Source organism: Nostoc sp., from assembly GCF_035638895.1.
Lineage (GTDB): Bacteria > Cyanobacteriota > Cyanobacteriia > Cyanobacteriales > Nostocaceae > Nostoc.
In genome coordinates this window covers 1-14,419 of sequence record NZ_DASQZC010000161.1, presented here as the reverse complement: position 1 = coordinate 14,419, position 14,419 = coordinate 1, and the positions used below count along the sequence as shown (strand labels likewise).

At 42.1% G+C, this 14,419-nt stretch carries 13 protein-coding genes; 3 read left to right on the top strand and 10 right to left on the bottom strand.

The genetic code is table 11. From position 1 onward, the window contains the following. From VE944_RS08090 to VE944_RS08080, 3 genes are all read right to left on the bottom strand, one after another. A partial coding sequence (locus VE944_RS08090) for an alpha/beta fold hydrolase (protein WP_324974887.1) occupies positions 1-894 on the bottom strand: 894 nt, incomplete at its 3' end. Between the two features lie 19 nt (positions 895-913). Further along, positions 914-1,420, bottom strand: coding sequence for a DUF4112 domain-containing protein (locus tag VE944_RS08085; RefSeq protein WP_324974891.1), 507 nt, complete (start codon positions 1,418-1,420; stop codon positions 914-916). Between the two features lie 96 nt (positions 1,421-1,516). Next, on the bottom strand, positions 1,517-2,422 hold the full coding sequence (locus tag VE944_RS08080) for a YihY/virulence factor BrkB family protein (RefSeq protein WP_324974884.1): 906 nt from the start codon (positions 2,420-2,422) through the stop codon (positions 1,517-1,519). A gap of 198 nt (positions 2,423-2,620) precedes the next feature. Here VE944_RS08080 and VE944_RS08075 point away from each other — a divergent pair, with 198 nt between their 5' ends. After that, positions 2,621-3,085 carry a hypothetical protein gene (locus VE944_RS08075; protein WP_324974889.1) on the top strand — a complete coding sequence of 155 codons (465 nt, stop codon included), beginning with the start codon at positions 2,621-2,623 and terminating at the stop codon, positions 3,083-3,085. A 48-nt stretch (positions 3,086-3,133) separates the two neighbouring features. Here the strand turns inward: VE944_RS08075 and VE944_RS08070 are convergent, their stop codons facing one another. From VE944_RS08070 to VE944_RS08055, 4 genes are all read right to left on the bottom strand, one after another. Beyond that, positions 3,134-5,593 carry a GGDEF domain-containing response regulator gene (locus tag VE944_RS08070; RefSeq protein WP_324974881.1) on the bottom strand — a complete coding sequence of 820 codons (2,460 nt, stop codon included), beginning with the start codon at positions 5,591-5,593 and terminating at the stop codon, positions 3,134-3,136. 19 nt (positions 5,594-5,612) lie between these two features. Next, entirely contained in the window at positions 5,613-6,737 is a 1,125-nt protein-coding gene (locus VE944_RS08065) for a sensor histidine kinase (RefSeq protein ID WP_324974878.1), read from the bottom strand. A gap of 161 nt (positions 6,738-6,898) precedes the next feature. Continuing rightward, positions 6,899-7,327, bottom strand: coding sequence for a response regulator (locus VE944_RS08060; RefSeq protein WP_324974875.1), 429 nt, complete (start codon positions 7,325-7,327; stop codon positions 6,899-6,901). A gap of 19 nt (positions 7,328-7,346) precedes the next feature. Further along, on the bottom strand, positions 7,347-8,840 hold the full coding sequence (locus VE944_RS08055; protein ID WP_324974872.1) for a sensor histidine kinase: 1,494 nt from the start codon (positions 8,838-8,840) through the stop codon (positions 7,347-7,349). Between the two features lie 751 nt (positions 8,841-9,591). Here VE944_RS08055 and VE944_RS08050 point away from each other — a divergent pair. Continuing rightward, positions 9,592-10,821: a tetratricopeptide repeat protein gene (locus VE944_RS08050; RefSeq protein WP_324974869.1), complete on the top strand. Its 1,230-nt coding sequence runs from the start codon at positions 9,592-9,594 to the stop codon at positions 10,819-10,821. 276 nt (positions 10,822-11,097) lie between these two features. Continuing rightward, positions 11,098-12,093, top strand: coding sequence for a CAF17-like 4Fe-4S cluster assembly/insertion protein YgfZ (gene ygfZ / locus VE944_RS08045; RefSeq protein WP_324974867.1), 996 nt, complete (start codon positions 11,098-11,100; stop codon positions 12,091-12,093). 5 nt (positions 12,094-12,098) lie between these two features. On the opposite strand, the gene VE944_RS08040 is transcribed toward ygfZ, so the two are convergent. The 3 genes from VE944_RS08040 to VE944_RS08030 all read right to left on the bottom strand — a co-directional run. Then, the gene (locus tag VE944_RS08040; RefSeq protein WP_324974865.1) at positions 12,099-13,079 is read right to left on the bottom strand and encodes a DUF5331 domain-containing protein; all 981 of its coding nucleotides are present in this window, start codon (positions 13,077-13,079) and stop codon (positions 12,099-12,101) included. 55 nt (positions 13,080-13,134) lie between these two features. Next, positions 13,135-13,461 (bottom strand): (2Fe-2S) ferredoxin domain-containing protein, encoded by a 327-nt coding sequence (locus VE944_RS08035; protein WP_324974862.1) that lies wholly within the window; start codon positions 13,459-13,461, stop codon positions 13,135-13,137. Between the two features lie 109 nt (positions 13,462-13,570). Further along, positions 13,571-14,419, bottom strand: an 849-nt coding sequence (locus VE944_RS08030; RefSeq protein ID WP_324974859.1) for a cysteine synthase A, incomplete at its 5' end; no start/stop codon positions are given.

Genomic DNA, 14,419 nt, shown 5'->3' with positions numbered 1-14,419 from the left:
ATTCAACACCTCAGAAGCACCAGTAGAGGCATCATGATAACAGTTAGACAAAATTTGTAACTTTGAATTGGGAATATGTTGATGCAATTTTTCCCCATGACTAGCAGGAAACCAACTATCTTGCTCACCCCACAAAACTAATGTAGGGCACTTAATTGCACTTAGGTTATTTTGAATTTTGGTAAGCATATTAGGCTTATTTTCTTGCCAATTCTCAATTTCTCGCGCTGCTATTTGTAACTCTTCAGCTACTTTTGCAACCGTACCAGGTAGCTCAATAAACGGGTAAGTTATCCAATAGACATCTTCCTGTGTCAAAATTGATGGATCAAATAATACTCTACGTCTTTCTATCGCCATAATTTCTCTAAATAGAGGTGCAAACAAATATGCTAGACGTAAAGAATCAATTGTTTGTATTATTTCTAAGGGCGTTTGGGCAAGTAACCACATAGCCCAATGGGGTAGACGTTCCGCAAAAATAGGTACGTTTACGACTATAAGCCGCCCGACTAACTGCGGATTCTCTTGAGCAAGGGCAAGGGCAACCAATCCCCCCAAAGATTCAGCCACAATTACTGCGGGTTCGTCACATAATGCCTCAATAACTCTTTTAAACTCAATAACTTGATGACCGTTGTGTTCTCTACGCGACAATGGTTTTTCGGAAAAACCAAAACCTTTAGCATCAAAACAAATTACCCGGAAATATTTAGATAATGGTGCTATACTATGGCGCCAATTATAGCTCCAACTACCCATACCATGTAATAGAATTAGCGGTTTACCTTTACCTTTTTCGCCATAAGAAATTTGTACAGGATACCCTTTAGCATCAGTAATAATTAGACTTTGCCGCCCTTTCGGAAAAGTAGCTTGCCACCAATCTTTCATTCCGTTATTAATAAATAATTTAACCGCCAGTTAAGGCGTTCCACAGCATTCTAACTAGTATCACTGGTAATGCTACTAAAACAATGGCAATCAGCAACAATCCTACCAAAACGCCAAAGATAAACCACCCGTCTGCACTCTTTTGCTGGCTAGGAAATTTTAAGTAATCTTCTAATAGCTTGATATTATTAGTATTAGCTCGCCAGGTAAAATCAAAAAAGTCGCCCAAAACAGGGACAGCGCCTATTAAGCCATCAACGATCACATTCAGAACCATTTTGCCTAAAGTGGCTCTAGATACACCCAGCCGCGCTGCTTCTAGGATGATGTAGCTAGAAAACATGATTCCCAAAAAATCACCACCAATAGGTATTAATCCTAAAATTGGATCTAGACCAAAACCAATCTGTGTACCAGGAATGGTAATAACATTATCCAGCAGCCGACTTAACTGACGCAGACGCTTCAAGGTGGGTGCTTTGGCATCAGGTTCAATCATCGAAAATCGAAAAGGAGAATCAGGCATGAAGGCGATCGCTAAGTTTGTCTTGCTTGAGTCGTTAGACATTTTACTCCCCTACTGAAATTTTGCAAAAATTTTCTCAGGGATTTATAACGATATTTACAAATTAATATTTTTTACGAGATCCTGACGTGCTTTTGGGCGCATATCTTCGCCGACAGTCACGTTCAACTGATCGCCGATTAACAGAACCGCAGCACTCATCGATAGCCAAAGCATTAAAACTATTACAGCCCCTACTGCGCCATAGACTTTATTATAATTGCCAAAATTCGCCACATAAAGCCGAAATAGAGCAGACAATATCGCCCAGAAAACAGCTGCTAAAATTGCTCCAGGCATCATTGGTGTGCCTGAGTTCCACTGGCTTGGGCCATAGCGATAGATAAAGCTAAAGGCGACAGCAACAATACTTAAAGCTAAAGGCCAGCGTAACAGCTGCCAAAGATGCAACAAGAAAATTAAAGAACCATTTCCGCGCACTACCATTGCCAGCAAGAAATCACTGGTAAACACTAAGAAAGAAGCCAACACTAACAGCAACATAGTACCGATTGTTAATGCCAGAGAGACGAGCTTGGCTTTCCAAAAGGGACGGATGTGTTCTGAAGGAATTTGATGGATTTGGTCGAAGGCAGTCATAGCAGTATTCACCGCCCCAGAAGCAGTCCAAAGTGCTAATACGAAGCTCAGAGAAAATAAACCACTGTTTCTAGAATTAGTAATTTCTGTGGTAGCAAAATCACGAATCAAAGTCAGGGCTTGTTCAGGTAAGACTTGACTGAGTTGTGCCGCCAGTTGTTTAAAGGTAGCTTGTAAAGATTCTGCTAATAAGCCAATGGCTGTAACGATCGCAAGAATTGCCGGAAACAGAGATAACATAGCATTGAAGGCGATTTCTGAGGCAAGTCCAAAAAGTCGTCTTTCCATTGTCCTAGCAAAAGTTTTTTTGAACGTGCCCCAATTGAGGTGGCGAAAGAAGCGTAAAAAACGAGGCTTTGGCATGATTTAGAGTTAAAACTGGTTAGCTTTATTAACTACTTTGCCAAATTTTGTGTAGCGATCGCATTTATCTTTTTACCGCAATAATACTTAGTAGGGAGTGGGGAGTGGGGAGTGGGGGAAGAAAACTAATGACTAATGACTAATGACTAATGACTAATGACTAATGACTAATGACTAATGACTAATGACAAATTATTTATGAATCAAGATTTAACACAAGAGTGGTTGACCGAAATCCAGACAATCAAAGAGCAGATGGCGGGGCTTCAGAGCGATCGCGATGCTGCTTGGGAAAGCGCCCAAAGATGGCGTCAGCTTTACAACACAGAAGCAGAACAACGGCGCACGGATGCCCAATTGGCCCAACAAGCGATCGCATCCCTCAAGGCAGAATTGCATAAACTCCAGGGTCTTGAGATGGAAACACTGGCTGCTGGAACACCAGTAACAGCGATCCAACAAGAAATAGAACAACTGAAATCTGTAGAGGAATTGCAAGCTAAACTCATCGCCGTAATCAAAGAACGCGATCGCCTCTTGCAAGCTTTGAAAACTGAGCAGGATAACCACGCTCAAACCCGCAATAGCCTTACTACTGCCTTGGGTGATGCTATTGATAGCTTGACACAGGAACGAGCCAGAGGAGAAAAAGAGAGTAAATAACCTGCCGCTAAATACTTAGGCGGCTTTATAACGCTATTCTTGTCTCGGCTAAATGCCAGATGCAAGTAATGTTTCTATAGATTTACTATCAAGGGGTTTGGAGAAGAAATATCCCTGTGCGTGCTTGCATTTCATGGCTCTAAGTAGTGCCAGTTGCTCTACAGTTTCTACGCCCTCTGCTATTACATCTATATTTAGACTCTGGGCTAGGGTGATGATCGCTTGAACAATCTCCAAGTTTTTGCCGTTAGCACCAATTTTGGTAACAAAAGAACGATCAATCTTCAAGGCATTACTTGCAAAGCGGTGCAGGTAACTCAAGGATGAATAGCCTATACCAAAATCATCTAAGTGTATTTGGATATTCATCTCTTGCAGTTGCAAGAGCATAAAAGTTGCTAATTGCATATTCTCCATCAGTACGCTTTCGGTAATCTCCAGCTTTAAATTGCTGCCTTCCAGACCAGTTTCTTGCATAATTTGGGAAATATGCTCAATTAGCCCAGGCTGTGAGAATTGTTTAGTAGAAAGATTTACACTGATTGTCAAAGGTGGGTCAGTAGGAAATTGTATTTGCCAAGCACGCATCTGCCGACAAGCTTCGCTAAGTACCCAATAACCAATAGGGATAATCAACCCAGTTTCTTCTGCTAGTGGAATAAAGTTGTCTGGAGGAACTAAGCCCTGCTGCGGGTGCTGCCAACGAACGAGAGCCTCGAAGCCAATAATTTTGTCAGTTTCTAACAACACAATTGGCTGGTAGTAAACCTGAAACTCTTGGCGTTCAATTGCCCGCCGTAGATCCATCTCTAACTCTAATAGCTCCGTTACTTGCCTGTACATACTTGAGTCAAATATCTCATGGCGTGCCTTACCCAATGCCTTAGCGCGATACATTGCAATGTCAGCATCGCGCAGTAGCTCCTCTGGTAGGTTGTAATTACCCTTATTTAAAGCGATGCCAATGCTAACGGTGGTGAATACCTCATATCCACTAAGTTGGAACGCAGATGTCAAAGCTTCGTGTATCCGCTCCACTACGCCAATTACGTCATTGATGTTGTTGAAATCCTCAAGCAAAATTGTAAACTCATCTCCCCCTAGACGCGCAACTGTATCTCCAGCACGCAGGCAGTTCTCCAGTCTGCGAGCAAGGGCAGTTAGTAGTTGATCGCCAATTGTATGGCCAAGACTGTCGTTGACAACTTTGAAGCGATCTAGGTCTAGAAAGAGAACAGCAAATGTATAGTTCGCACGGCGTTTTGCCAGTATCAGCACACGTTCTAGGCGTTCCATAAATAAGACGCGATTTGGCAAACCCGTTAGTATGTCGTGAAAAGCGTCATAAATTAATTGCGCCTCTGCAAGTTTTAGAGCAGTAATGTTCCGAGAAATACTTAAAACAAAAAATACTGAGCCATCGCTAGCCAACTCAGGCACAAGACGGGTATGGTAATGTTTTGTTTGGGAGGCGATCGCTAAACTGCATTCAAACTCTGTTTCTTGCTTAGTTTCAAAAACTTGCCCAAGCTTGCGATCGTATATTCGACAAAATTCTTCTGGGAGATTTAACTCTGCATTTGTTTTGCCGATAAATGTTTTGGCTGATATTCCTGTAACCTTTTCAATAACTGGATTAACGTAAACATAGCGCAATTGAGTGTTAAATCTAGAAATAATATCAGGTGCATTTTCAACTAGTGCTTTGAATTCTTGCTGGCGACGCGCTAGTGCCGCCAATATCTGCTTACGCTCGGTGATATCCTGAAAAACGCAAACTGCACCCGTGATGTTACCGTTGTCATCTTTAATCGCTGCAACACTATCATCAATTGGAATTTCTATACCGTTTTTAGTAACAAGTATAGTTTTTTCTGGTAGACCGACAGTAACGCCAGACTGAAGGACTTTCTTGATCGGACTTTCAATTATTATCCGAGTCTCTTCATGAGCAATATTGAATATTTCTGTTGCTTCTTTACCAAACGCATCTGAATAACTCCAACCCGTCAGCACCTCTGCAATAGGATTCATAAAAGTTACAAATCCAGATTCGTTGCTAGTAATTACAGCATCTCCAATACTTTTAAGTACAGCAGTCAGCCATTGCTCATTCTGTTTCAATTTTTTTTCCGTTCGATGTTTGGAAAGCGTAATTTCAATAGTGAACTTTAATTCTTTTTCTTTGAAAGGCTTGAGAATGTAGCCAAACGGCTCTGTTTCTTTTGCTCTATTTAATGTTGATTCATCTGCATTAGCGGTAAGATATATTACTGGAATTTTAAAAACATCATGAATTATTTTAGCGGCCTCCACACCGTCCATCTTTCCTTTGAGATGAATATCCATTAAAACTAAATCTAGAGAATCATCTGCTGCTTTCTTAATAGCTTCTTCTCCAGAATCGGCAAGCCCTAGAACAGTGTATCCAAATTTTCTTAGCCGATTTTGTATATCCATTGCTACGATTATTTCATCTTCAACAACTAATATATTTACTGGATTCATGATGTTTTAAATTATAGTTTTATAAATTTTTAGTTGGGAATATAATTTTATACTCTACTCCGTTATAGCCGATAACATCGATATTGCCTTGTAGCTGATGTGTTAAACCTTTGACTAATCGCAAACCTAATGATTCTGTAGCTTGAAAGTCAAAATCTTGGGCAAAACCAACACCATTATCACTGATAGTAAGTGCAAATAAATTTGCTTCTATGGAGCAGAATTTAATACAAATTTCTCCCAATTGTCTTTGGGGAAAGGCATATTTTAGGGAATTTGAAATAAGTTCATTGATAATCAAGCCGCAAGGAATAGCTGCATCAATGGCTAAAAAAACCTCCTCAACGTTCATTTTTAAGGTAATAGCACTGGAATGAACGTTATATGAATAAAATAAATTAGTTACTAAATCTTGAATATAATCAGCAAAATTAATCTTTGCTAAGTCTTGAGATTGATATAGTTTCTCGTGGATCAGAGCCATTGAGTCAATCCGGTTCTGACTATCTTTAAATACCTCAAGGGCTTGGTTGTCCTTGATATACTCTGCTTGCAGGTTGAGCAGACTAGAAATAATCTGCAAATTATTTTTGACCCGGTGATGAATTTCTTTCAATAGCACCTCTTTTTCTTGAAGCGATGCTTTAATCTGCTCCTCTGCTTGTTTGCGCTCCCATCTCACCTGTGCCTCACGCAACTCACGGGCAACAGCAGGAATAAGTCGTGCTAGATTACCTTTAATGATGTAGTCATGGGCACCAGCTTTCATGGCTGCTACTGCGGTATCTTCACCGATAGTGCCTGAGACAATAATAAATGGCAAGTCAAGTTCACTTTCCTTGACTTGCTTCAATGCGGCAGGGGCGCTAAAGGTGGGCATAGAATAATCGCAGATGACAACATCCCATGTTTGCCCTGCGATCGCAGCTTTCATGGCTGTGGGTGTATCAATCCGTTCAAAGGTTACTTGATAGCCACCACGTTGTAGTTCACGCAGTATCAACAAAGCGTCATCTTCTGAATCCTCAACAAGTAATACGCGCAGTGGTATACCCATGTAATTCGTAATTCGTAATTCGTAATTCGTAATTAAGAAAGTTAGCCCTGCCCCCTGCTTATACCCCAATACGCTTGGGTTAGGCATTTTTTTCTTCTCTCTGTTCCCTCTGTGCCTCTGCGGTAGCCTGCGGCTTGCCGCAACTCTTGGAGACGCTCCGCGTAGCTTGCTTCTCCGTAGGAGTATGCGTCTACGTTAAAAAATTTGACTTTGATAAAGAGTTTTAGCCTTAACTGAACTGTATTGGCTTATACCCTTGGCGGTGGTTCGTTTAACACAAACCAGTACAATCCTAGTTGTCGCACTGCGTCACTGAATTGAGAAAAGTCTACTGGTTTGCGAACATAGCTGTTGGCACCCAAGGTGTAACCATTGATTAAGTCTTGCTCCTCTTTGGAGGAGGTAAGAATAACAACGGGAAGGATTTTTGTCCTTTCGTCGGCTCGCAGGTGTCGCAAAACTTCCAAACCATCCATTTTAGGTAACTTCAAATCTAGCAGGATGAGATTTGGCATAACGCTCATGTCGCGACTGGCGTATATACCTTTACCAAAGAGATAATCTAGGGCTTCTACCCCATCGTGTGCCACTATTACCTCGTTCATAATATTGTTTTTCTTGAGTGCGCGTAGGGTTAGCGCTTCATCATCAGGATTATCTTCTACAAGTAAAATCATGTTGTATGTTCTCCTATAGTTAAAGGGTGAAGTAAAATGTTGCGCCTTGCTCTACCGCACTTTGGGCCCAGACACGGCCACCATGACGGTGGACAATGCGCTGCACAGTAGCTAGTCCGATGCCAGTGCCTTCAAACTCAGTCATGGCGTGCAGGCGCTGAAAAGCACCAAAAAGTTTGTCAATATAGGCCATATCGAAGCCTGTGCCATCATCACGGACAAAATACACATGGGTGTCATCTTGCTGTAAAAGCCCAAATTCTATGCGTGCTTTTTGATTTTTTCCTGTAAACTTCCATGCGTTACCCAGTAGGTTTTCTAACAAGATGCGTAAAAGATGAGTATCACCATTGGCAACCAATCCCGGTGTAATTACAAACTCTACTTGGCGTTCTGGTTGTGTTTTATGCAACTCTGTAGCGATCGCCTCCACCAGTGCGCTCAGATCCACCTTTTCGTAACGCATCTCACTACGCGTTAGTCGTGACAGATTCAGTAAATCGTCGATCAGTTGTGCCATTCGCTGGGTAGCTGCACGCACTCGCTGGAGGTAGTTTTGGCCTAGTGTGTCGAGGTTATCACTATAATCTTCTAGTAGCGCTTGGCTAAAGCCGTCGATGCTTCGCAAGGGGGCCCGCAGATCGTGAGACACAGAATAACTAAATGCTTCCATCTCTTTATTAGTGGCTTCGAGTTGTGCTGTGCGTTCTGCAACTCGCCCCTCAAGCTCGACGTTCAAGCGCAGAATCTCTGACTCTGCCCTTTTACGCTCATTAATTTCAGTTTGCAATTCTTCGTTAGTGTTTCTCAGTTCGGCAGTCCGTTTGCTAACCTCTATTTCTAACTCATCACGAGCTTTTTGCAGAGAATTTTCCATCCGCTTGCGTTTGAGAAGTTCTTGATTGGTAATTATCGCTGCTAAACCGACGATCGCAGAAGCGATAACGCTGCCAAAAATAGTCAATAAAGTTGTTTGATGAGCGCTAATGTTCGCCTCTATTGACCTCTGTTTTAACAATTGATTCTCTTCGTTCTCCATATCTCTAGTCAGCATTCGGATGTCCTCCATGATCTGCTGACCCTGATCTGTCTGAACTATTTGCAGCGCGGATTCTAAATTTTTGCTCCTGGCGTTAATCGCCTGTTCCATCAAAACTAGTTTTTTGGCAATCATGGGTTCAAGGCGATCAAGCCGCCGTTGTTGATTGGGGTTATCCGCAGTCAATTGGCGCAAAGTCTTAATTTTCTGAGGAAGCTCGCTACTTGCAGTGCGATAGGGTTTTAGATACCATTTTTTACCCGTGAGAAGATAGCCCCGTTGTCCAGTTTCTGCATCTTTGACCTGTGACATTACTTCTTTAGTCTTTTCCAGCACCTCGCGTGTATGTGTTACCCATTGAGCGTTTTCTCTATACTGAAGGAAACTAAGATATGAAATTACGCCAACACCAGTCATAATTGCGACTGCTATTACAAAACTGCCCGTATTCTTTTTGTAAATAGCCCATTCCATTTTTTACCTTCCTAGTTGAAAAAGTAGCTGCTGACTAAATTGGTAAAAACGGTGAGCCACTTCTGTAGACGGGTAACACCTATTAGTGCAGGGTTAGCGACCTTAGAAAGTCCTTACCCCCTAAACCTAAGCAAGCTAGCTACGCCTTAGCGTTAGCGTCTACCGCACAGAAGGAGAAGGGTGACTAGCAGCCCGAGTCCAAGCGGCTATATCTTTGTTCCAACCAAACAAGATCCATGAAAAAATTGGCTTGCTGAATAAGAAAACCTATATAGAGACGCGATATATTGCGTATCTACCTCTTGATTCATGCTTTAAATCAGTAATGCCAAAAGTTTTTCACGGTACTACTCGTCATAGCTGTGCTAACTGATACCAAGTTTTTTAACTTCTAGAGCAAATTAGCTCTAATAAAGGATACCTATATTAGTTAATTATTGGGAGCGTATATTTCCTGACTCATGGGAAGACAAATAATAAACTTTATTAAATTATTCAGTATATCCCGCAGCCATTTTCAAGAGATTATTGCTTGCATAAATTATGTAAATATGATATCGAGATTCAGCACTTACACTCAAAAAGCTTTGCTTATATTAGCTTGACATTAACTTGATTTACTTAGTGCTTGGAATAGATAGAGACATAAAGCAATGTCAGCGACGCTTCGGAATTGCTCGAATAAGCTAAAAATAATAGGGTATGGGGATAATTAACTTATGCAACCAACTCAAGGCAAGGTAATGTACCCATGTTTAGGCGCTTAATTATGATTGTTACTACCGCTATACTCTTTAGCAGTTCCTTGACGCTGGCACAGACTAAAAACCCCAAAGTACCGGATAAATTTCCTCCTAATCCCCTAGAAATTACCACACCCGATCCACTGCTACCACGTTCGCCCAAAAATAAACAGCCCTTAACTCTCCAAGAACAGCAAAAGTTAGAACCAGTGCTGGATGCATTAAATCAAGAAGCAGCAGCGAAACTGCAAGCAGGAGATCAGGTGGCTGCGTTTGAAATTTGGAACCGGGAACTTCGTTTGCGTCGCTTTTTAGGTTCATTAGCAGAGGTGCAAGCACTATCACGAGTCGGGGCGATCGCCTGGAAGCAAAATGATGCACAAGAAGTACAATATATTACGCAACGATTGCAAGCAATTCAAAAGCAGGGACAATCTCAGAAAACAACTGCCCCAATTGATCTAGAATTGTGGCGATCGCTAGGTCAAGCTTATCAAAATGTGCGATCGCCTAAACTAGCTGCGGAAGCTTACGACCAAGTTTTGCTAGTGGTGCGGCAGCAAAAAGATACAACAGCACTCATAGAAACCCTCAAGACAATTGGAGAGGTGCATTTGAGTTGGTTTGATTATCCCAAAGCTGCGCCAATCTACGAGGAATTGTTGAGTTTAGCTAGTTCTCAAGGCGAACGTGTAAATGAGGTAACATATCTGCGACAGTTGGCTGAAATTTACGACCGGACAAGCCAACCACAGCAGTCATTGAATGTACTTAATAAACTAGTAGAAATTTACGTTAGTGAAAATAATCTTACTGAAATACCAGAATTAAAGCTAGCGATCGCTTCAAATTACGAATCTCTAGCAAAGAAAGATCCTAACTTACTGCTAGAAGCTTTTAATAATTATCAAGAAGCTTATACTACTGCTTGGCAATTAAAGGAGTTCGTTGGTGCTGGTGAAGCTTTGCAAAAGTTAATTGCGCTGTACCGTTCTCAAGGACAAACAGACGAGGCTTTGCAGGCTAGCCAAATTCTTGTGGAAACAGAGACACAAGCGGCCAATTTTTACGGGCTAATGCAAGCTTATGACCAAATTGGGCAATTATATCTAGAACGCAAAGAATTTCCTCAAGCACTAACAGCTTTTCAAAAAGGATTAGAAGTAGCGCAACAACTCAAACATGAGGAAGCATATTTTGCTGGGCAAATTGAAAAAGTCTCGAAAGAAGATTTGTAAGCAAAATTAACGCTATTGAATTCTCGAATTTTGGATTTTAAATTTTAAATTTTAGATTGAAAGATTTAAAATTCAAATGTGAAAGGATAAATTCTGATTGAGGACTTCTAAATAAAAAAATACTCAATTACAATGTAAATTTTGAAAAACAGCGTAGGCGCAGCTCACCGTAGGCATCGCCTCGCCCTTTTCACTCCTTTGCCGTTGAAGCCGCAAACGCTTATTTGCTAAGATTTTCAGTGCGACAACATTGAAACAGGCCAACTTCTCATCACCATGCCAAAATCTACAATTGACGATAAAGATGCAGCAGCTATCCAAGCTGCCAGAGTTGGGGTTGCAATATGCGATCGCACCGCCTGGGGACGTATCAAAGTATCTGGCGACGATCGCCTCAACTTCTTACACAACCAAAGCACTAACAATTTCCAAATACTCAAGCCTGGACAAGGTTGTGATACGGTTTTTGTCACTTCCACAGCCAGAACAATTGATTTAGCAACCGCATACGTTAGAGAAGATGCAGTAATCCTGCTAGTTTCACCTAACCGCCGCCAATATCTTATGGAATGGCTGGATAAATATATTTTCTATGCCGATAAGGTGGAATTATCTGATATTACAGAAGACACCAACACCTTCAGCCTCATTGGCCCAGGAAGCGACGCTGTTTTAGAAAATTTAGGTATTAGCGAACTCATCGGACAACCTTACGGAAGTCATAAAGTATACACTATTGCTCCGGCTGAAGGAGTACAGGTTGCTGTAGGTAGTGGGTTAGCTGCTCCCGGATATACCTTAACTTTCCCCTATACTGATAAAGAAACGGTGTGGAATAAATTGTTAGAAGCTGGGGCAGTAGAAATGAGCGATCGCGCCTGGGATGCCTTGCGAATATTACAAGGCCGCCCCGCCCCAGATGCTGAACTCACAGATGATTACAATCCTCTGGAAGTTGGTTTGTGGCAAACAATTTCTTTTACTAAAGGTTGCTATATTGGGCAAGAAACCATTGCTCGGTTAAACACATATAAAGGTGTAAAACAACACCTTTTGGGTATAAGACTCAGTGCCCCTGTGGAAGTTGGAAGTGCGATCGCAGTTGGAGATGAAAAGGTAGGCAAACTTACCAGTTACACAGAAACCATTGATGGTTACTTTGGATTAGGTTACATTCGTACTAAAGCTGGTGGCGTGGGGTTGAAAGTCAAAGTGGGAGAAACTGAGGGTGAAGTCATAGAAATCCCATTTGTTTCTCACGATTACCCATAACTAATTCAAATCAAAATATCTTCTTCTTTATTCCTAGCGCCGTAACAAAATTCATCTACCCAAGAAGCTATACTACGGGCATTAGTGGTTTCTATATTCACTTTGCTCTTAACATTTTCTGGTTCAATATTTGGGTGTTTGCCGTTGCTTTTAACCTCAGTAGTAATTGCCAGCGATGCTCCTGAAGGGAGCCGCCCAAGGGGCGATGTCTGACGACAAGCTGCAAAGCAGCTACGCCCTGGTTTACCATTACTATTAATCTCAGTGGTAATTGCCAATGATGCGCTCACAGGGATTCGGACAGGTGGTGCGTTGCTCTTAACCTCGGTAGCTAATGCCACAGATGGCATTTTGGCTTTGCTGTTAACTTCACTAGTCATTGTCGCCGATCCTCGTGAAGGTAACTGACCAGAGTGCCAGCGTACTGGTTGATGTTCCCTTAGCAAACCGGAGGATGGCGTTTTTACCGGAGTGTCTGGAGCAATTTTAGTTGCAGCTACTACCAACTCCGGTTTGCGTGTGCGAACTACTTCAGTCATAGCTGTAATCGATGGCACAAGTTCATCGGCGCGTGAAAAGTTGTAATCTAGAGTATTGGCAAGAGAATGAGAGGCAATGTTGCTGGCAGTTACAACCGATGACAGATGTTTATCCTCAGAATGCTTCTCATCTGGCGACTCGCTTTCAACTTGGCTTATAACTAAATGCTCTGATTTTATTAAACGTAACTCTTGATCAGGATTGAAGTTAAGACCTAAAGCGGCAACTATTTTATCTGGATCGTTATTTAGATCCAGCATAAAGGCAAGTATTTCATCAAAGTGGGGTTCTAAAACAGAGAGTGTTGCCAAAATAAAACCGGACAAAGGACGGCGCAGACCATCGTAAGTGTCCCAAATTCGCATTTTGACCAGCCAGGAAATATTTTGCTCGTAGTAACTCAGCCATTTTTGTTTTAAGGATTGACGCAGCTGTTGGATATTCATGGGATGCCTCACTTCAGTCAACAATATTGCAGACATTGATATTGAAAATTTGGCTTTATTTCTGGGGATGAAACCGATAATAGAGCATTTGTTTGACTCTTTGACCACCTAACAAATGATTTTCTATCAGTAGAGATACTTCATTGGGTTGAACGCCGCTATACCAGACCATATCGGGTAATACCAGCACCATCGGCCCATTGCCGCATTGTCCCAAACAACTGCTAGCCGTTACCGTTACACCAGGGATTGGCAAAGCGGCAAAAGCTGCTAATACTTTGACTGCACCTTGCTTTTTGCAAGTGCGATTTTGGCAAACCCGCACACATTTAGGAAAAGAGGGTTGGTCTATTATCGGGAAGTTTGATGGTTGAGTTGTCATTTGTCCTTTCTCCTACCCTACGGGAAGCCGCCAAAGGGCGTCTATGTCATTTGTCATTTGTCAAAAGTCGGAAGCCAATGGCTAATGACTAATGACTAATGACCAATGACTAATCTATTGAAAGTCCTTTTGAGGCTAGCCATTCAGGGTTGAATATCCGCGACTGATAGCGGGAACCACTATCACATAAGATAGTAACAATGGTATGTCCTGGCCCCAACTGCTTCGCTATGGCAACAGCTGCGCCGATATTAATACCCGTTGAGCCGCCCATTAACAACCCATCTTTTCTTAGCAGTTGGTAAACTACCCGTAAAGCTTCTTTGTCATCGATTTGAATGGCATCATCGGCAGGTGCGCCTTCCATATTGGCTGTGACACGACCATTACCAATGCCTTCGGTGATGGAATTTCCTTCTGTATTGAGTTCGCCGGTTTTGACATAGCTATAAAGTGCGCTACCCAGTGGATCGGCAACAACGCATTTAATCGCGGGATTTTGTTTTTTCAAGTACAACGCTACACCAGCATAAGTACCACCAGTACCAGTTGCAGTTGTCCATGCATCTATTTTACCATCTGTCTGTGTCCAAATTTCTGGCCCTGTGGTTTCGTAGTGGGCGCGGCGGTTGGCTAAGTTATCAAACTGATTTGCCCAAATAGCGTTTTCCAACTCAGCAGCGACTCTGCCAGATAGTTTGACGTAGTTATTTGGGTCTTTGTAGGGTACAGCAGGAACGCGACGAACTTCTGCGCCTAGTGCTATCAGCGCGTCTATTTTTTCTTGTGACTGAGTATCAGGAATAATAATTAGGCATTTGTAGCCTTTGGCGTTGCAAATATGCGCCAGCCCAATGCCAGTATTACCAGCAGTTCCTTCTACAACTGTGCCACCGGGTTTGAGTAAACCTTTCTCTTCTGCGTCTTTGATAATATAAAGTGCGGCGCGGTCTTTGAC

Bases quoted from the DNA above. Each gene is read 5' to 3' on its own strand.
- VE944_RS08085 (WP_324974891.1), bottom strand. From the start codon at position 1,420: ATGCCTGATTCTCCTTTTCGATTTTCGATGATTGAACCTGATGCCAAA.
- VE944_RS08080 (WP_324974884.1), bottom strand. From the start codon at position 2,422: ATGCCAAAGCCTCGTTTTTTACGCTTCTTTCGCCACCTCAATTGGGGC.
- VE944_RS08075 (WP_324974889.1), top strand. From the start codon at position 2,621: ATGAATCAAGATTTAACACAAGAGTGGTTGACCGAAATCCAGACAATC.
- VE944_RS08070 (WP_324974881.1), bottom strand. From the start codon at position 5,593: ATGAATCCAGTAAATATATTAGTTGTTGAAGATGAAATAATCGTAGCA.
- VE944_RS08065 (WP_324974878.1), bottom strand. From the start codon at position 6,737: ATGCCTAACCCAAGCGTATTGGGGTATAAGCAGGGGGCAGGGCTAACT.
- VE944_RS08060 (WP_324974875.1), bottom strand. From the start codon at position 7,327: ATGATTTTACTTGTAGAAGATAATCCTGATGATGAAGCGCTAACCCTA.
- VE944_RS08055 (WP_324974872.1), bottom strand. From the start codon at position 8,840: ATGGAATGGGCTATTTACAAAAAGAATACGGGCAGTTTTGTAATAGCA.
- VE944_RS08050 (WP_324974869.1), top strand. From the start codon at position 9,592: ATGTTTAGGCGCTTAATTATGATTGTTACTACCGCTATACTCTTTAGC.
- ygfZ (WP_324974867.1), top strand. From the start codon at position 11,098: ATGCCAAAATCTACAATTGACGATAAAGATGCAGCAGCTATCCAAGCT.
- VE944_RS08040 (WP_324974865.1), bottom strand. From the start codon at position 13,079: ATGAATATCCAACAGCTGCGTCAATCCTTAAAACAAAAATGGCTGAGT.
- VE944_RS08035 (WP_324974862.1), bottom strand. From the start codon at position 13,461: ATGACAACTCAACCATCAAACTTCCCGATAATAGACCAACCCTCTTTT.